At 59.1% G+C, this 16821-nt stretch carries 16 protein-coding genes; 6 read left to right on the top strand and 10 right to left on the bottom strand.

The window, feature by feature from the left end:
• Positions 1-26: 26 nt before the first annotated feature.
• The 4 genes from DS906_RS10295 to DS906_RS10280 all read right to left on the bottom strand — a co-directional run bounded on the left by DS906_RS10295 (position 27) and on the right by DS906_RS10280 (position 4638).
• Positions 27-1073 (bottom strand): aldo/keto reductase, encoded by a 1047-nt coding sequence (locus tag DS906_RS10295; protein WP_113790099.1) that lies wholly within the window; start codon positions 1071-1073, stop codon positions 27-29.
• 288 nt (positions 1074-1361) lie between these two features.
• Positions 1362-2555 (bottom strand): NADH:flavin oxidoreductase/NADH oxidase family protein, encoded by a 1194-nt coding sequence (locus DS906_RS10290; RefSeq protein WP_113790098.1) that lies wholly within the window; start codon positions 2553-2555, stop codon positions 1362-1364.
• 153 nt (positions 2556-2708) lie between these two features.
• Positions 2709-3167, bottom strand: a complete 459-nt coding sequence (locus DS906_RS10285) for a DNA polymerase III subunit chi (RefSeq protein WP_113790097.1) — start codon at positions 3165-3167, stop codon at positions 2709-2711.
• A gap of 4 nt (positions 3168-3171) precedes the next feature.
• Positions 3172-4638 carry a leucyl aminopeptidase gene (locus DS906_RS10280; protein ID WP_113790096.1) on the bottom strand — a complete coding sequence of 489 codons (1467 nt, stop codon included), beginning with the start codon at positions 4636-4638 and terminating at the stop codon, positions 3172-3174.
• Positions 4639-4878: 240 nt separating this feature from the next.
• On the opposite strand from DS906_RS10280, the gene lptG reads away from it, so the two are divergent.
• From lptG to rsmA, 5 genes are all read left to right on the top strand, one after another.
• Positions 4879-5979 carry an LPS export ABC transporter permease LptG gene (gene lptG, locus DS906_RS10275; protein WP_113790095.1) on the top strand — a complete coding sequence of 367 codons (1101 nt, stop codon included), beginning with the start codon at positions 4879-4881 and terminating at the stop codon, positions 5977-5979.
• Positions 5979-8141, top strand: coding sequence for an LPS-assembly protein LptD (locus DS906_RS10270; protein WP_113790094.1), 2163 nt, complete (start codon positions 5979-5981; stop codon positions 8139-8141). The genes lptG and DS906_RS10270 overlap by 1 nt, the downstream gene beginning before the upstream one ends.
• Positions 8132-9385, top strand: coding sequence for a peptidylprolyl isomerase (locus DS906_RS10265; protein ID WP_113790093.1), 1254 nt, complete (start codon positions 8132-8134; stop codon positions 9383-9385). The genes DS906_RS10270 and DS906_RS10265 overlap by 10 nt, the downstream gene beginning before the upstream one ends.
• On the top strand, positions 9382-10347 hold the full coding sequence (gene pdxA, locus DS906_RS10260; RefSeq protein WP_113790092.1) for a 4-hydroxythreonine-4-phosphate dehydrogenase PdxA: 966 nt from the start codon (positions 9382-9384) through the stop codon (positions 10345-10347). The genes DS906_RS10265 and pdxA overlap by 4 nt, the downstream gene beginning before the upstream one ends.
• A gap of 84 nt (positions 10348-10431) precedes the next feature.
• A complete protein-coding gene (gene rsmA / locus DS906_RS10255) occupies positions 10432-11274 on the top strand; it encodes a 16S rRNA (adenine(1518)-N(6)/adenine(1519)-N(6))-dimethyltransferase RsmA (RefSeq protein ID WP_113790091.1) in 843 nt (280 codons plus the stop codon).
• A gap of 59 nt (positions 11275-11333) precedes the next feature.
• Here the strand turns inward: rsmA and DS906_RS10250 are convergent, their stop codons facing one another.
• From DS906_RS10250 to prfA, 3 genes are all read right to left on the bottom strand, one after another.
• A complete protein-coding gene (locus DS906_RS10250) occupies positions 11334-11930 on the bottom strand; it encodes a DUF4167 domain-containing protein (RefSeq protein WP_108858419.1) in 597 nt (198 codons plus the stop codon).
• A 237-nt stretch (positions 11931-12167) separates the two neighbouring features.
• Positions 12168-13013: a peptide chain release factor N(5)-glutamine methyltransferase gene (gene prmC / locus DS906_RS10245; protein ID WP_113790090.1), complete on the bottom strand. Its 846-nt coding sequence runs from the start codon at positions 13011-13013 to the stop codon at positions 12168-12170.
• A complete protein-coding gene (gene prfA, locus DS906_RS10240; RefSeq protein ID WP_113790089.1) occupies positions 13010-14065 on the bottom strand; it encodes a peptide chain release factor 1 in 1056 nt (351 codons plus the stop codon). The genes prmC and prfA overlap by 4 nt, the downstream gene beginning before the upstream one ends.
• A 63-nt stretch (positions 14066-14128) precedes the next feature.
• Between prfA and DS906_RS10235 the strand changes: the two genes are divergently transcribed.
• Positions 14129-14416 carry a hypothetical protein gene (locus DS906_RS10235; RefSeq protein WP_113790088.1) on the top strand — a complete coding sequence of 96 codons (288 nt, stop codon included), beginning with the start codon at positions 14129-14131 and terminating at the stop codon, positions 14414-14416.
• On the opposite strand, the gene DS906_RS10230 is transcribed toward DS906_RS10235, so the two are convergent.
• From DS906_RS10230 to speB (DS906_RS10220), 3 genes are all read right to left on the bottom strand, one after another.
• Positions 14357-14773: a DUF1499 domain-containing protein gene (locus DS906_RS10230; RefSeq protein WP_113790087.1), complete on the bottom strand. Its 417-nt coding sequence runs from the start codon at positions 14771-14773 to the stop codon at positions 14357-14359. The two genes, DS906_RS10235 and DS906_RS10230, sit on opposite strands and share 60 nt — an antisense overlap.
• Positions 14774-14839: 66 nt before the next feature.
• Complete coding sequence (speB, locus tag DS906_RS10225; protein WP_113790086.1) at positions 14840-15787, bottom strand: agmatinase; 948 nt, start codon at positions 15785-15787, stop codon at positions 14840-14842.
• Positions 15788-15849: 62 nt separating this feature from the next.
• Positions 15850-16818 (bottom strand): agmatinase, encoded by a 969-nt coding sequence (gene speB, locus DS906_RS10220; protein ID WP_113790085.1) that lies wholly within the window; start codon positions 16816-16818, stop codon positions 15850-15852.
• Between the last annotated feature and the right edge of the window lie 3 nt (positions 16819-16821).

The raw sequence follows: 16821 nt of genomic DNA, 5'->3' as shown, positions 1-16821 counted from the left end.
GCAAAGCGCGGCGGGGGCAGAGCCCCCTAAAACGGCATCGGATGCGCGCGATGCGCGGCACTGATATCCGCCAGGACATCATCCGCCAACACCACCTCCGTGCCCGCCAGAATATGGGCCAGCTGCGCAACCGTGGTTGCTCCGAATATGGCAGACATCATGAACGGGCGCGTCCGGCACCACGCCAGCGCCAAATGCACCGGATCCAGGCCATGCCGCATCGCGATCTCCAGATAGGCATCTACGGCCCCAAACACACGCTCGTACTTACGCCCGCCCATGGTCGGAACCAGATCCATGCGCGAACCCTTGGGCACCGCTCCACCTTGATACTTGCCGGTCAGAAACCCTGCCGCCAACGGAGAGAATGCCATCAGGCCAACATCCTCGTGCACGCTTAGCTCGGCCATGTCGGTGTCGAAATGGCGGCACAGCAGAGAATACTCATTCTGAACCGAAGCGACCCGCGGCGCGCCCATCTGTTCGGCCAGCCGTAGCCATTGCGCGGTACCCCATGCGCTTTCATTCGACAGGCCGAACGCGCGGATATTGCCCTTGTCGACTTGCTGCTGCAGGGCTTCAAGACACTCCTGCATATTCGCCAACACCTCATCGGTGTTGTGACCAGACGGCGCATAGGTCCAGTTCTGCCGAAACATGTAACTGCCGCGATTGGGCCAATGAAACTGATACAGATCGATGCAATCCGTCTGCAACCGGCGCAGAGACCCCTCGATCGCTTCGGGAATCGTTTGCGCAGAAATTGGTGCCCCGTCGCGGGCATGGGTGAAACCTGCACCGGAATGTTTGGTCGCCAGAACATACTCCCCCCGCCGCGCGGGGTTCGCCGTGTTCCAGTTGCCCAGGATTTCTTCGGTCCGCCCCACGGTCTCTTTCAAAACCGGGTTCACCGGGTACATCTCAGCCGCGTCGACGAAATTGATCCCAGCCTCCAGCGCCATGTCGATCTGGGTATGTGCATCCGCCTCAGAGGTCTGCGTCCCAAACGTCATGGTGCCAAGGCACAGATCCGTCACTTCAATACCAGTGCGCCCCAATGGGTTCTTTTTCATCTCAAAATCCTTCTGCTCGCAACGCCGCGCACCCTAAAGCAGAGAACCGTCAGAGCAAGGGTGCAGGCGATCAATTCAGGTGCAACAAGGGGTTGGGCTTTTGCAAATCTCTTTCCAAAAGCGGTATAAGGCCAAACACAATGCGGGGTGTTTCTGCCCCCTATGATACGGGCATCCATGCAGATTCCAGCGAATGCGCTTTCATTTCAAAGTTTTGGTCCGCCTTGCGGACCAATGCTTCCGGTCACTGCGGCTGCTCCAATGTCGGCTTTAGCTTGCTCGTGAAGTTCAACCGAAATGAGAATTCCAAACTTCTCGTCGAACCTCATCTCTGGCTTCGTATGCCGCTATCGCTTCCTCAAGCTGGTCAGGTTCAAGTGCGTTTTCTCCCCTGGCGATCCGAGTGACTTGCATCGTGTACCATGCAGTCACACCGCCTTCCGGAGGGTTTTTGAAACGTGGGAATTGCGGCTCATCGCGTTGATCGGAAAGCCAAAATGATGGCAATTCTGGATCAACGACCAATGCGCGGGCCAATCCAACGAGATCGGCCTTGCCTTCTGCAATGGCGCTTTTGGCCTGTGCAAGCGTCTTGAAACCGCCCGTCACCATAAGGGGAATGTTTGTTTTCGCCCGCGCACGCGCAGCAAAATCAAGAAAATAGGCGCCGGAACCCGCACGATCCGATGATGACGCAGCACCCGGAAAATATGTGCCACCGCTGACATCGATCAGATCAATTGTTGTTTTGTCTAATGCCGCAACGACCTCAAGGGATTCACCTTCAGCGAAGCCGCCATCAAGTTGATCTGTCGCGTTCAACTTGATGCCCACAGGGAAATCCGGGCCAACGGCATCGCGCACGGCGCTGGTCACTTCCAGCAGCAGTCTCATCCGGTTTTGCAAAGAACCGCCATAGGCATCTTCGCGTTTGTTGAATAGCGGAGACAGAAACTGGTTGAGTAAGAATCCATGGGCCGCATGCAACTCAACGCCACCGAACCCGAGCTGCTTGGCAAGGTTTGCCGTGCGTGCAAATTCGGCCGGCAGCGCGTGGATCTCGTCCAAGGACAGCGCGCCGCATTCCAGACCAGGCAAATCAAGTCTACTGGGACCTTTCGGCGAGCTGATCGGAGCATCAGCCATCGCACCCGCATGTCCAAGTTGCGGCCATAAATGAGCGTCGTTGGTTGCCCCTGCTTGCGCAAGTTTTCTTAGAAAAGCGAAATCGGATTGATCGTTCAAAACCAAATTGCCGGGCTTCTCTGCAAAATGAGGCGTGCCCTGCACTTCGCCGATAATCGATAGCGCGAGGCCGCCAGTTGCCCAACGCTCATAGAGCCTTATTTGATCATCACTTGGATTGCCTGTGCCGTCACCAAGCGAGTCAGACATCGCCGATTTAGCAATTCGGTTTTTGAGAGCTACACCGCAGGGCAAAATCAGCGGCTGGCGCAAGTGAGACTGGGGTTTATTGGACATTTGGTTCCTCAAACTTAGGCCTTAACAATTGAAAGCAGTTATTTTTGCCGTGTACCGCATCCGTCAATTTGGACTTCAATTCGGTCATTGAGGCGTTTCTCACCGCACATTCTTGCGCAATGATACCACGCCTTCCGGAAAGTGGCTCGGGCCCTAAGCCTCAGCTTTCTTTTCCCAGCGCCCGGATTCTTCAGACCAGTACTGGGCAGAACATCCCGCACCGGTCAAAGCCTTCCACTGCCCACGTGCATGTTGAACGGCCTCTGCGTCATTGCCATCGAACAAGATACATACACGGTCCAGCTTTTCGATCTCTGCGGGGTCGACCGCCGCGCCATCTACCGCCATGACACAAGACGCGTCATTGGCAGCCTGCGCCCCGGTCGTCAGCAGGATCGGTTGCGCGGCATCGTGCGGACCGCCTGCGCGGCCATGTGGCAGGAACCCTTCTTCGGGCCCCTGCCACAGTTTTTCATCCAACCAGTCCATCCGCGCGGGATCGCTGCCCCGCACGGCAATCTTCCACCCGGCCTGCCGCGCCTTGTCCAGCAGCACCGGCAAGGTATGCTCCAGCGGTTGGCGGGTCAGGTGATAGAAATAGACAGCTCCCATCGGCTTACTCGAAGTTGTCCTGAACGAAACGGCTCAGCGCGCGTACGCCCCAGCCGGTTGCGCCCTTCGGGGCGTAGGATGTCTCGGACGAGACCGAAGCCACACCGGCAATATCCAGGTGAATCCACGGCATGTCTTCTTTTACGAACCGCTGCAGGAACTGCGCCGCCGTGATCGAACCCGCAGGGCGTCCGCCTACGTTCTTCATATCGGCAATCCGCGACTTCAGCTGTTTGTCATAGGCTTCGCCCAACGGCATCCGCCATGCGCCTTCGTCCTCGGCCCCCGCCGCCTTTAGGAAGGCATTGCAGAACGTGTCGTTGTTCGAAAATACGCCCGCGTTCTCGTGCCCAAGACCGATGATGATCGCTCCGGTCAGAGTGGCCAGATCGACCATGCCCACAGGCTTGAACCGCTCTTGCGCGTACCACATCACGTCGCACAGAACCAAACGGCCCTCGGCGTCGGTGTTGATGATCTCGACCGTGTCACCCTTCATGGATTTGACCACATCGCCCGGACGGGTGGCGTTGCCCGAAGGCATGTTCTCGACCAGACCAACCAATCCAACAACATTGGCCTTGGCCTTGCGTTTGGCCAGCGCGCGCATGGTGCCTGCCACTACGCCAGCGCCGCCCATGTCCATGGTCATGTCTTCCATGCCACCCGCAGGTTTCAGCGAGATACCACCGGTGTCGAACACCACACCCTTACCGACCAAAGCCAGCGGCGCGTCATCTTTGTCGCCGCCGTTCCATTGCATCACCACAACCTTCGAGGGGCTGACCGACCCCTGACCGACGCTTAGCAGCGTACGCATGCCCAGCTCGGCCAGTTTGTCTTCTTCCAGCACTTCGACCTCAAGCCCCAGTGCCTTCATCTCGTCCAGCCGGTCGGCGAATTCGGTGGTGGTCAGGATATTCGCAGGCTCGTTGGTCAAATCGCGGGTCATGCGGACACCGTCGGCGACCGCGTAAAGCGGTGCAAACGCAGCCTCAATCTCATCTGCCTTCTGGTGGGTTATGATGACAGAACCGGCCTCGTCCGAATCCTTGGTCTTATGCGCATCAAAATCATAGCTGCGCAGCGCGATGCCCATGGCCAGATCCTCGGCCTTGACCTGATTGCCCGACATCACCAGCAAGTCCTTGCTGCCCGCCAGCTTGGCCAGCGCGGCACCGGCCTTGCGAGCCTCGGCCGGTTCAGGACGGCGCGGCAGAACCAGTACGTCCAGAGCCTCGGCTGCCATGCCGGATGGCCACGCCATCGAGATCACGTCACCGGTTTTCACCTTTTCGAACCGCTCGCTTTCGACCAGCCGTGTCACAGCCCCGCGGGTCAGGCGGTTGGCGCGACGGGCGGCGGGGTTCATTTTGCCGTCGGACGGGATGATAATGGCCACGCGCCCTTCGGCCTGCGCCATCGCATCCATGTCGGGGTCCTGGAAACGGATCGGTACAAGACTGCTCATTGCGAACTCCTCAAAATCAGTTCCCCAAGACCTAGCCCGCGCCGCGCGGCTTGACCAGATAGCAGTTTTCCCCGGCCCGCATTTGGATTACAGTCCCGGAAAAAATCCGACAGGCTCGGGGGAGAAGGTTTTGGCAAGACAGAGCAGGCATAGGCTGTCGCGCACAATTGCGTGCAGCGGTGATTCTGGTCTGCACCCGACCAAAAGCTGTTTGCGTGTCTTTTCGGCAGGAGTTCCTTCGTGATCCTCGACCGCTACTTCGCCCGCCGATTCATTCAAAGTTTCCTGGTCATAGGCAGCATTTTCCTAACGCTGATGATTCTGATCGACCTAATCGAACAGGTGCGCCGCTTTGACGATGCAAACCTGTCCTTCGGTCAGCTGTTGCAGTTGACGTTGCTGAATACGCCTGCCGCGATCAGCGAAATGCTGCCGCTGCTGGTTATCCTGTCCACAATCGCGTTGTTTATCGGTCTGGCCCGCAGCTCGGAACTGGTCGTGACCCGCGCCACCGGTCGGTCAGGCATCCGCGCCCTGTTGGCCCCTGTGGTGATTGCCCTGATCATCGGCGCACTGGCGGTTGGCATGCTGAACCCCATCGCAGCCGCCACGTCAGAAGAATACAAACAGCTTGCCGAATCCTACAAAAACAATGGCGGATCAACGCTGTCGATCAGCGCAGATGGTCTTTGGTTGCGGCAGGGATCGGCCGATGGCCAATCCGTGATCCACGCCCAGGATACATCCAACGGCGACAGGTTCACCCTTAATCAGGTGACAATCATTACCTTCGCCCCGGACGGCACACCGACCCAGCAGATCGTGGCCGACCAGGCCGATCTGGAGAACGGTACCTGGGTCCTGACCAATGCCAAGATTTGGGCGCTTGAAGGCGGTGTGAATCCGGAAACCCACGCCGTTGAACATGTCCGGCTTGAGGTTCCCACCTCGCTGACACGCCAGCGGATTCTGGACACGCTTGGCGATCAGGATTCCGTATCGATCTATGACTTGCCGGAACTGATCCGCGACCTGCGAGAAGCCGGGTTTTCGACCAAGCAATATGAGGTCTGGTTGCAGGTCCAACTGGCCCGCCCCTTGTTTCTGATGTCGATGGTCCTGATCGGCGCGGCCTTCACCATGCGCCACGTGCGATTTGGCGGCACCGGGATCGCGGTTCTGACCGCCGTCCTGCTGGGCTTTGGCATCTACTTCATTCGCAACTTTGCCCAAATTCTGGGGGAAAACGGTCAATTGCCTATCTTAGTCGCGGCCTGGGCCCCGCCCTTTGCAGCCATTCTTCTGTCCCTCGGCCTTTTGCTGCATGCGGAGGACGGCTGATGCGGCTTATTGCCAGTTTGTTGCTGTCCGGTGCCGTCGCATTGGCCATGCCAGCAGGCGTATTCGCGCAATCTCAACCTGCTGCCGGTGCTGCACAGGATACAACGCAAGAGGATCAGCCTGCCCTGCTGGTGGCTGACCGAATTTTTATCACGCCCGAGCGTAATCTGGTGGCCGAAGGAAATGTCGAAGCCTTTCAGGGCGACGCCAAGGTCACCGCCACGCGCATCACCTATGACCGCGAAACCGGCAATCTGTCGCTGGAAGGCCCGGTCCGCATCGATCAAGGCGGCGAAACCACGTTGCTGGCTGATTCCGCCGAACTGGATGACGGGATCATGAACGGCCTGCTGATCGGTGCCCGCATGGTGTTCGATCAGCAGGTTCAGATCGCCTCAGTCCAGGCTGCGCGCGCGGGTGGGCGTTACACACAGTTCAGCAAGGTCTCGGCCACGTCCTGCCATGTCTGCGCCAATGGCAAACCGCCGCTGTGGCAAATCCGCGCCCGCAAGGTCACGCATGACCAGTTGGAACGCCAATTGTATTTCGAAGGGGCACAGTTCCGGATACTGGATTTCCCGGTCTTCTACTTCCCCTATCTGCGCTTGCCCGACCCGACACTGGACCGTGCCACAGGCTTCCTTGTTCCGTCGATTCGCACCACATCGCAGCTGGGAACCGGCGTGCAGGTGCCGTATTTCTTTAAGCTTGGCGACCACAAAGACCTGACGCTGACCCCCTATATCTCGGGGAAAACAAGAACACTGGGCTATCGTTATCGCCAGGCATTCAAACGCGGCCGGATTGAGCTGAACGGCGCTTTCACCCGCGACGACCTGCAAGAGAACGAGGATCGGGGCTATCTCTTTGCCAACGGTTATTTCCTCCTGAACAACGACTTCCGCCTTTTGTTTGATGTGAAGACAACTTCGGATAACGCTTATCTCGCGGACTACGGCCTGCCCGATTTTGACCGGTTGCGCAGCGAAATCGCGCTTGAGCGGATCAAACGCGATACCGCCTTCCGCACCAGTTTCATCCATTACAAATCCCTGCGAGACAGCGAAAATGAGGAAGTGATCCCATCGCGGGTCTTCGACCTGTATTTCCAAAAACGCTACTTCCCAACCTCTGTTGGCGGCGAAGTTCGCTTGGGCTTTGTGGCCCACAATCACACACGTACCAGCGATCAGGATATCGTTGGCCGCGATGTCGCACGCGCCACGTTCGATGCGGACTGGATGCGCAGCTGGATTTTCGCATCGGGCCTCAGGGCTGATGCCCGGTTCGGGACATCGGTGGATATCTTCAACATCAGGGATGACAGCCAGTTCCCTGATCAGGTGACCCGCGCGGCCCCGCGTGCCGCACTCACGCTGCGTTACCCGATGACCCGTCGGGAGAAGTCAGGCGCCACGCAGGTGCTTGAACCCATCGCGCAAGTCGGTTGGACGAACGTCACAGATCAGGACGTTCCCAATGACGAAAGCACCTTTCAGGAATTCGACCAGGGGAACCTGTTGTCTCTGTCACGCTTTCCGGCTCCGGATCGCCGCGAAGATGGCGCGACGGCAGTGTTCGGGCTCAACTGGGCGCGCTATGGCGCAAATGGCTGGCGCGCGCTTACCACTGTCGGACAGGTCTTCCGTTCGACAGCTGACCCCAACTTCAACCTGACGTCGGGCCTACAGGGTACCGCCTCCGACGTGTTGTTGGCCGGTCAGTTGCAAACCGCCAATGGCTGGTCTTTGGCGGGTCGCGGCCTGTTGAATGGTGACTTCAGCTTTGCCAAGGCCGAGGTGCGCGCAGGCTGGAACAAGCCAAATGTCGGCCTAACCGGCAGCTATGTGTGGCAAGAAACAGATCCGGCCGAAAATGCGAATGACGAGATATCCGAAATCTGGATGAATGGACGCTACCTTGTTGACCAGAACTGGCTGACACAGGCTTATGCGCGCTATGACCTCAGCGAATCCGAACCGATCCGATATGGGCTGGGCGTTACCTACCAGAATGAGTGTGTAAAAGTTAACATGACCGTCAGCAGGCGATTTACCTCATCATCAAGTATTGAGCCTTCGACAGAATTCGGGTTTACCGTTGCCCTGACAGGTTACTCCGTCGAGGGTGGCGGCCAACAGTACAAGAGAAGATGCAGTTGATTTCACGTTTCTCGCGAATAGTCCGTTCCGGTTGGCTAAAACCGGTTGCACCGGCACTGGCTGCCGCTTTGCTGGCCCTGTCCACTGGTCACAGCCAGGCCCAGAGCCTGTTTTCACCTGCGATCAAGGTGAACCAGGACATTGTCACCTGGTACGAACTTCAGCAGCGCCAGCAATTCCTGACCGTTCTGGGTGCCACTGGCGCCACCGAGGACGAAGTCCGCGACGCGCTGATCGACGAACGACTGCGCAAACAGGCCATGCGCGATGCAGGAATCGAGGTCGCACCTGAAGACATTCAGGTGGGCATTGATGAGTTTGCAACCCGTGGCCGTCTTTCGACCGATGAGTTCCTGCAATTACTGGGCGAATCCGGCGTTTCCCCCGAAACCGTACGGGATTTCGTCGCTGATCAGCTGTCGTGGCGCGACTACGTCAGTTCGCGCTTTCTGTCGCAAGCCAGGCCGAGCGAAGACGAGATCAACCGGGCTTTGGGACAGGCCGGGAGTGGCGGGCTTCAAGTCCTGATGTCGGAAATCATTATTCCGGTCACGCCGCAGACCTTGGCCCAAGCCGAATTGCTGGCCGAAGAGATCGCACTGCTTGAAGGTTTCGATGCGTTTTCTTCTGCCGCCACACAGTATTCGGCAGCTGGTACACGCGATGACGGCGGACGTTTGGAATGGCTTAACCTGACCGACTTGCCCCCTGCCCTGCAACCTGTGATTCTGGGTCTCAAAACAGGCGACATCACACAGCCTTTGTCGTTGCCCAATGCCATCGCGCTGTTCCAGCTGCGCGGATTACGCGAAGTCAGCACCAGCACACCGCGATACTCCAAGATCGACTACGCGATTTACAACATGGCTGGCGGTCGCAGTGCCGAAACCCTGGCCAAGGCCGCCAAGCTGCGCGAACAGATTGATAACTGCGACGACCTCTATGGCATCGCCAAGGATCAACCTGCTGGGGTACTGCAACGTGTCGAAGCCAGCCCGTCCGAGATCCCCCGCGATGTGGCGCTTGAGCTGTCCAAGCTGGACCTGAACGAAGTTTCCACGACGCTTACGGGAAACAACGGCCAGACTCTGAAATTCCTGATGCTGTGCACGCGCACATTGGACCGGGGCGAAGACACGACGCGCGTGGATGTGGCCAACGCCCTGACGCAACAACGCCTGCAGGCCTTTGCCGAAAGTCTGGTTGAACAGCTCCGCGCCGACGCGACGATCATCGAGCAATGAATGCGCCCATCGCGCTAAGCTGTGGCGATCCTGCTGGCATAGGCCCCGAAATCGCCGCCAAAGCCTGGTCTGAACTGCGCGCGAGCTGTCCGTTTTTCTATATCGGCGATGCGGCGCATCTGCCCGCAGACACGCCCACGCAGCTGATCAGCGATCCGGCTCAGGCCAATGAAATCTGCGCCAGTGCCCTGCCTGTTCTGCAATTGAGCTTTCCCGCCAAAAACACAGCAGGCCAACCGGATCCGTCCAATGCGCCCAGTGTGATCGACGCCATCGAAACCGGTGTTTCCCTGGTGCAATCCGGCGCAGCGTCGGCGCTGTGCACTGCACCGATCCACAAAAAAGCGCTGATCGACGGGGCCGGGTTCGCCTATCCCGGCCATACCGAATTTCTAGCCGCTCTGGCCGGGCGCAAGCGCGTCGTGATGATGCTGGCCAGCGATCAGCTTCGCGTGGTGCCCGCAACGATCCACATCCCGCTGTCGCGCGTCCCGTCCGAGCTCACCCCCGACCTGCTGCGAGAAACCATCGCCATTACTGCTGAAGGTCTGCGTAGACAATTCGGTATACCCCATCCTCGTATCGCCATTGCCGGGCTGAACCCGCATGCGGGCGAAGGCGGTAAAATGGGGCATGAAGAACTGGACTGGATCGCCCCTCTGATATCTGATTTGCCGGGCGATACCTGCACGGTTACCGGCCCACACCCGGCGGACACGATGTTCCACGCTGGCGCCCGCGCCCGATATGACGCCGCAATTGCCATGTATCACGATCAGGCACTGATCCCGATCAAGACACTCGACTTCGACCGTGGCGTGAACGTGACCCTCGGCCTGCCTTTCATTCGCACCTCGCCCGATCACGGCACCGCACTGGATATCGCCGGACAGGGCATAGCAAACCCCACCAGCCTGATCGAGGCGCTGAAACTGGCCCAACGGATGGCACAAAGCGCTTGATCCTTCACCTGGCTGAAAATATCCCCGCCGGAGGCAAAAAATCACTGGCGTTCCCCCTCGGACACGCGCCACGGTAATCGGATCATGAGTTCAATCGACACCCTTCCCCCTCTGCGCGAGGTTATCGCGACACATCAGCTCTCGGCGCGTAAATCGCTGGGGCAGAACTTTCTGCTGGACCTCAACCTGACGGCCAAGATCGCGCGGCAGGCAGGGGACCTTACGGAATGCGACGTTCTGGAAATCGGACCCGGGCCCGGGGGGCTGACCCGTGGTCTGTTGTCAGAAGGCGCGCGCAAGGTCGTCGCGGTCGAAAAAGACACTCGCTGCATCGCTGCCCTGAATGACATCGCTGCTGCTTATCCGGGCCGTCTTGAGGTCATCAACGGCGACGCCCTGGAAATCGACCCGCTGGCGCATCTGACCCCTCCGATCCGCATCGCCGCAAACCTGCCGTATAACGTTGGCACCGAATTGCTGGTGCGCTGGCTGACCCCGCCCGAATGGCCACCGTTCTGGCAAAGCCTGACGCTGATGTTCCAGCGCGAAGTCGCAGAACGCATCGTTGCCCAACCCGGAGGCAAAGCCTATGGCCGCCTTGCGATCCTTGCCCAATGGCGGGCCGAGGCGCGCATCGCCATGTCCCTGCCGCCCGGAGCGTTCACCCCGCCACCAAAGGTCTCAAGCGCTGTTGTGCACCTGACGGCCCTGCCCGAACCGCGCTACCCTGCGGATGCCCGGGTTTTGTCGCGCGTCGTGGCCGCAGCCTTCAACCAGCGCCGCAAGATGCTGCGCGCATCGCTAAAAGGCGTGGCGCCGGATATCGAGGACCGCCTGCTCGCGGCTGGGATTCAACCCACAGAGCGCGCCGAACAAGTCCCGCTCGAAGCGTTCTGCGCGCTGGCCCGAGAAGTTCAAAAAAGCTAATGTGCAAAGAAAAAGCCCCGGAGCGAACTCCGGGGCTTTTTTGAACTCTATGGCGGAAATTACTCAGCCGCTTCCGGTGCATCACCGTTGCTTGTCGGCGCGTCCTCTGCCCCCTCTGGCGCGGGCTTTGGCTTACGCGTACGCGGGCGACGCGGTGCTTTTTCTTTTTTCGCCGGTGCTTCGGTGGCCGCCGCAGCAGCAGCATCCTTGCTCTCCGGGGTCTCAACCAAACCGGATTCCGGGGTAGCTGCCTCGGGTGTGAAATCCATCACGTCCGGTTGCGGCGCTTCGGCCGGGTCCGACTGACGGGCGGCAGCTTCGCGCTCCTGGCGCTCGGCGCGTTCGCGATCCCGCTCGGCCTGACGCTCGCGGTTCTGGCGGTCTTGCTCTTCGCGGCGCGCTTCCATTTCGCGCTGTGCCTCACTCAGCAGGCGCAGATAGTGTTCTGCGTGCTGCTGAAAGTTCTCAGCGGCCACACGGTCATTGGACAGTTGGGCGTCGCGCGCCAACTGATTATATTTGTCGATAATCTGCTGGGGCGTACCGCGCACCTTGCCTTCGGGACCCGAGCTGTCAAAAACCCGATTTACGACATTGCCCCCAGAAGGACGGTTGCGGTTATTCTTGACCCGAGAGCGGGATTTGGAAGATCTCATTTACTTTACGTCAGCCTTGTCATTCGCTGTCGATCATCTCGCATCCTGCACTGCTCAAAAGCTTAGCTGTGACGCGATGTCGACTATTTTGGGCTTGGCGTCCGGGGCCCGCTGAACCAGCGTCAGCCCTCCGACTGGTGTTGAGTAAACACGTCCTGAGCGTACAGACAAGGGGGTTGTCCAAAAATTCGCAGCTTTTTTACATTAATCGGCGTATTTCGGCCTCAGGTTGCCGCATTAATGCGGCATTTTGGCAAAAACGACGCGATCGCGGCCGTCCAGATCGGGAACGATCCGTGTGGCTGTCAAACCCGCCGACTCGAACAAAACCGCGACGCTTTGCCCCTGCGTTGGCCCGATTTCCACCAGCAGACGCCCGCCCGGTAGCAGAAAGTCCGGTGCGCCGGCTGCGATGCGACGGTAAGCGCCCAACCCGTCCCCTTCGTCCGTCAGCGCCATGCGCGGTTCATGCACGCGCACTTCTGGCGAAAGGTCGGCCATTTCTTGCAGTGAAATGTAGGGCGGATTCGAAACGATCAGATCAAACTGGCCGTCAATATTCTGAAACCAGTCTGATTGCAGAATTTCCACCCGGCTTTGCACCTGATGCTGCACTGCATTTGCGCTGGCCTGCAGGCAGGCTGCCTCGCTCAGGTCCGCACCCACGCCCGAGGCACTGGCCCGTTCGGCCAGCAACGTGATCAGGATACAGCCTGAGCCGACACCCAGATCCAGAACATGATCGAACGGTTCACTGAGCGCGGCTTCGATCAGCGCTTCGGTTTCCGGCCGTGGGTCCAGCACATCGCGACTGACGCGGAACCGTCGGCCATAAAACTCGCGCTCGCCCAACAGGTGAGACACCGGCACACGCACCGCACGCAGCGAGATCAACTGATCATAACGCTCTGCAACCTCAGGAGACAGCTCTTCGGGCGCGATCAGAGTGACCCGGCTGGCTTCGATCCGCGCCGCATGGGCCAGCAGAACCCGCGCATCCCGCGCCGGGTCAGTCACGCCAGCCGCCCGCAGACGCGCTGTGGCTGCGACCATCGCCTGTGCTGCTGTCAGCGCCGCGATCATTGCGCCATATCGGCCAGCAGCCGCGCCTGATCGTCAGCAGTCAACGCGTCGATCACCTCATCCAGATCGCCCTGCATCACCTGATCCAGCTTGTATAGCGTCAGATTGATGCGGTGATCGGTCATGCGCCCCTGCGGGAAATTGTAAGTTCGGATCCGCTCGGACCGATCGCCTGAGCCCACCTGGCTGGCGCGATCGGCCGACCGCTCACTGTCGATCCGCTGGCGTTCCTGATCATAGAGCCGGGTTTTGAGCACCTGCATCGCAATCTCGCGGTTGCGGTGTTGCGATTTTTCCGAGCTTGTTACGACGATCCCAGTCGGCAGGTGAGTAATACGCACCGCCGAGTCGGTGGTGTTCACGTGCTGCCCCCCAGCACCCGAGCTACGCATGGTGTCGATGCGAATATCATTGGCGTCGATCTGGATATCCACATCCTCAGCCTCGGGCAAAACCGCGACCGTCGCAGCCGAAGTATGAATACGTCCGCCGCTTTCGGTTTCCGGCACGCGCTGCACCCGGTGCACGCCGGATTCGTACTTCATCCGGGCAAACACGTTCTCGCCCTTGATGTGGGCCACGACCTCTTTAATCCCGCCCAGATCTGAGGCCTGTTCTTCGATGATCTCAAACTTCCATCCCCGTGCTTCGGAATAGCGCTGGTACATGCGCAGAAGGTCCCCGGCGAACAATGCGGCCTCATCTCCGCCAGTTCCGGGACGGATTTCCAGCATTGCCGGACGCGCATCTGCCGCATCACGGGGCAACAGGGCAAGCTGCAGGGCGTGTTCGGATTCGGGGATGCGGGTCTTCAACGCCGGAATTTCTTCTTCCGCCAATTCTTTCATGTCGGGGTCGGCCAACATCGCCTCGGCCTCGGCCAGATCGGCGACCAGCTGACGCCACGCAATGATCTGATCCACAACCGGTTTGAGGTCGGAATATTCTTTGGCCAAGGCCGCAATGTCCCCGCCCGAGGCACCATCTGCCATGGCCGCTTCGAGATACTGGAATCGCTGGGTTATCTGTTCAAGTCGTTCTTCGGGGATCATCCCGGCGGTGTCTATCAATCCGGGGCTTTGGTCAAGGCCCGTCCGTGTGCTAGGTTATTGCCCATGAAACGGTTGATACTGGTTTTAATGTTGTTCGTAACACCCGCTCTGGCCGATGTGATCGGCCCCGGCGGCAAGGTTCAGGACTGCTATTGCACCGACAAATCAGGCAGCCGCGTCGAACTAGGCGAGATGATCTGCCTGCAAGTCGACGGCCGCATGTTCATGGCGCAATGCCAGATGTCTCTGAATGTACCGATGTGGCGCGAGGTGCAGGAGGGCTGTTTGTCGTCAGGGCTTCAACAAAGCCAACCACTCATCCACCCGGGCCTTGTTCACCCCAAGATCTGATTCCCCAAATCTGAGACGCGCGTAGATGCGCAAGACATCTCCGTCCTGTTGCACGGTCGTATAGTCCGGAAAACCGACGGTTTTGGTGCGGGTGATATATGTGATCATCCCTTCGTCAACCGAACCGGCCAATACAGTGGTGCGAAGTGCCACGCGCGCAATGGCGTCAAAGCGGGCCAGACCTTCGGGGCCGGTTTCGACCACGCGGAGCACACCGCCCTCAAGATCGCGATCCGCTTCAACTTCGGGCGTTACGTGCCATTGGCCGGGATCAGAAGGGGCCAGACGGATATAGGCCGCCAACACAGCCACCGAAGCTACAATCACACCAACAATCAGCCACAACATCGTTTTCATTGTCCCAAACCCGTTTTTTTGCGGGACACTACTTGCATCGCTTGGGCAAGCAAGGCGCAATACGAACTATCGTGACGTCACTCCGGGTAGGATGCACAGCAGCTCGAACAGAAGGTTTGCTGCCGTCAACGCCGTGTTGCCGCTGGGATCATAAGGCGGGGACACTTCGACCAGATCGCACCCGACCACGTTCACGCCCGCCAGCGCATGGATCAGTTGGAGGGCTTGCGGCGTGGTCAGCCCACCGATTTCCGGTGTTCCGGTGCCGGGGGCGTAAGCCGGGTCCAGACTGTCGATGTCATAGGTGATATAGACCGGATGGTCGCCGATCGTTTTGCGGATTTGCGAGCCGATCTCGGTCAGGTTCTGCTGCCACAGCTCCCACGCCGGGAATTGGCGAAAGCCCCAGTCCCGCGCCTCGGTAAAGTCGCTGGCCGCGTAACCCGAACCGCGGATACCGATCTGAAAGGTCTTGTCCGGGACGATCAGCTTTTCCTCATAGGCGCGGCGGAAGACAGTGCCGTGGGTTTCACGCTCGCCAAACATCTCTTCATTCACGTCGGCATGGGCATCCACATGCACCAGCGCGACCGGCCCGTGCCTGGCCGCAATGGCGCGCAAAATCGGCAGCGTGATCGAATGGTCGCCACCCATCGCAACGGGGATCACCGCCTGATCGAGAATTGAATCGTAGCTTTCCTTGATGATCTTCAGGCTGTCGGGCAGCGAGAACGTATTGATCGCTAGATCCCCGATATCCGCGATCTGCAGGCTGTCGAACGGAGCTGCAGAATTGGCCATGTTATAGGGCCGGATCATCGCGCTTTCGCTGCGGATCTGTTTTGGTCCAAACCGCGTGCCGGACCGCCATGAGGTGCCGATATCCATCGGAATGCCGAGAACGGCCACGTCCAGTTCTGCCAGCGAGTCAGCCTGCGGCAACCGCATGAATGTGTTCGGCCCGGAAAACCGCGCCAGATCATTGCCGCTGATCGGTTGGTTAAAGTCTGTCATGCCCGTATTTCTCCCGTCCGGCTTTTGGTTAATCAGATACCGGAAAGATGGCTAACCAAAGGTTAATCCTGCACCAGCTTGTTCCACCCCAGCAGGCAAATGATCTGAGTCGCCACGTGAGCACCGGCAATGGCCGTGGCACCTGACGTGTCATAGGGCGGTGAGACCTCGACCACGTCCCCGCCTTTGATATTGATCCCGGCGATATCGCGCAGGATGATCTGCGCCTGAATGGAACTCAGTCCGCCCCAAACGGGCGTGCCGGTGCCGGGGGCAAAGGCCGGATCCAGACCGTCGATGTCAAAGCTCAGGTAGACCGGGCTGTCGCCCAAAATACTTTTGATCTTTTGCGCCACAGCGGCAGGGCCGGATTCGTACACCTCGCGCGCGTCGATGATGTTGACGCCCAGAGTATCCTCGTTCGTGGTGCGGATACCGACCTGAACCGAGCGTTTCGGGTCCACGATCCCGGACTTCACCGCCTTGTAGAACATCGTCCCGTGGTCCACGCGGGACATGTCGTCATCGGCCCAGGTATCGGTATGCGCATCGAATTGCAGCAGAGACATCGGCCCGTATTTCTCGGCATATGCCTTGAGGATCGGAAAGCTGATATAGTGATCACCGCCTAACGTGACCGAAGACACATCAGCGGCCAAAATGGTGCGGATGTGGTCGGTCAAAGTATCCGGAAAGGCGGGAATATTGGCATAGTCATACGCCATGTCGCCATAATCCACGATTGCCAATTCGCTGAGCGCATCGAAGGGCCAGCCGTACGGCGCATCCGGAGATTGCAGCGCACTGGCCTCACGGATCGCGCGGGGGCCAAGTCGGGTGCCCGGACGGTTGGTCACGGCCTGATCGAAAGGCACGCCCGTCACAGCGATATCCACGCCTTTCAGATCCTTGGTGTAGAGACGGCGCAGGAACGATGTCGCGCCGCCAAAGGTGTTCTCGTTGGACAACCCCTTGAGGTCAGGATTGGTGAATGCCTCGTCCACCTGATTCTTTGCGTCTTCCAGTGCCATGTC

The organism is Ruegeria sp. A3M17, from assembly GCF_003318255.1.
Taxonomy (GTDB): Bacteria; Pseudomonadota; Alphaproteobacteria; order Rhodobacterales; family Rhodobacteraceae; genus Ruegeria.
Note: the sequence above shows the minus strand (reverse complement) of the source record. Positions and strands in the feature narration are given on the sequence as shown.

Excerpts from the sequence above, each read along its gene's own strand:
- DS906_RS10295 (WP_113790099.1), bottom strand. The coding sequence starts at position 1,073 with ATGAAAAAGAACCCATTGGGGCGCACTGGTATTGAAGTGACGGATCTG.
- DS906_RS10290 (WP_113790098.1), bottom strand. The coding sequence starts at position 2,555 with ATGTCCAATAAACCCCAGTCTCACTTGCGCCAGCCGCTGATTTTGCCC.
- DS906_RS10285 (WP_113790097.1), bottom strand. The coding sequence starts at position 3,167 with ATGGGAGCTGTCTATTTCTATCACCTGACCCGCCAACCGCTGGAGCAT.
- DS906_RS10280 (WP_113790096.1), bottom strand. The coding sequence starts at position 4,638 with ATGAGCAGTCTTGTACCGATCCGTTTCCAGGACCCCGACATGGATGCG.
- DS906_RS10270 (WP_113790094.1), top strand. The coding sequence starts at position 5,979 with ATGCGGCTTATTGCCAGTTTGTTGCTGTCCGGTGCCGTCGCATTGGCC.
- DS906_RS10265 (WP_113790093.1), top strand. The coding sequence starts at position 8,132 with ATGCAGTTGATTTCACGTTTCTCGCGAATAGTCCGTTCCGGTTGGCTA.
- pdxA (WP_113790092.1), top strand. The coding sequence starts at position 9,382 with ATGAATGCGCCCATCGCGCTAAGCTGTGGCGATCCTGCTGGCATAGGC.
- rsmA (WP_113790091.1), top strand. The coding sequence starts at position 10,432 with ATGAGTTCAATCGACACCCTTCCCCCTCTGCGCGAGGTTATCGCGACA.
- DS906_RS10250 (WP_108858419.1), bottom strand. The coding sequence starts at position 11,930 with ATGAGATCTTCCAAATCCCGCTCTCGGGTCAAGAATAACCGCAACCGT.
- prmC (WP_113790090.1), bottom strand. The coding sequence starts at position 13,013 with ATGATCGCGGCGCTGACAGCAGCACAGGCGATGGTCGCAGCCACAGCG.
- prfA (WP_113790089.1), bottom strand. The coding sequence starts at position 14,065 with ATGATCCCCGAAGAACGACTTGAACAGATAACCCAGCGATTCCAGTAT.
- DS906_RS10235 (WP_113790088.1), top strand. The coding sequence starts at position 14,129 with ATGAAACGGTTGATACTGGTTTTAATGTTGTTCGTAACACCCGCTCTG.
- DS906_RS10230 (WP_113790087.1), bottom strand. The coding sequence starts at position 14,773 with ATGAAAACGATGTTGTGGCTGATTGTTGGTGTGATTGTAGCTTCGGTG.
- speB (WP_113790086.1), bottom strand. The coding sequence starts at position 15,787 with ATGACAGACTTTAACCAACCGATCAGCGGCAATGATCTGGCGCGGTTT.
- speB (WP_113790085.1), bottom strand. The coding sequence starts at position 16,818 with ATGGCACTGGAAGACGCAAAGAATCAGGTGGACGAGGCATTCACCAAT.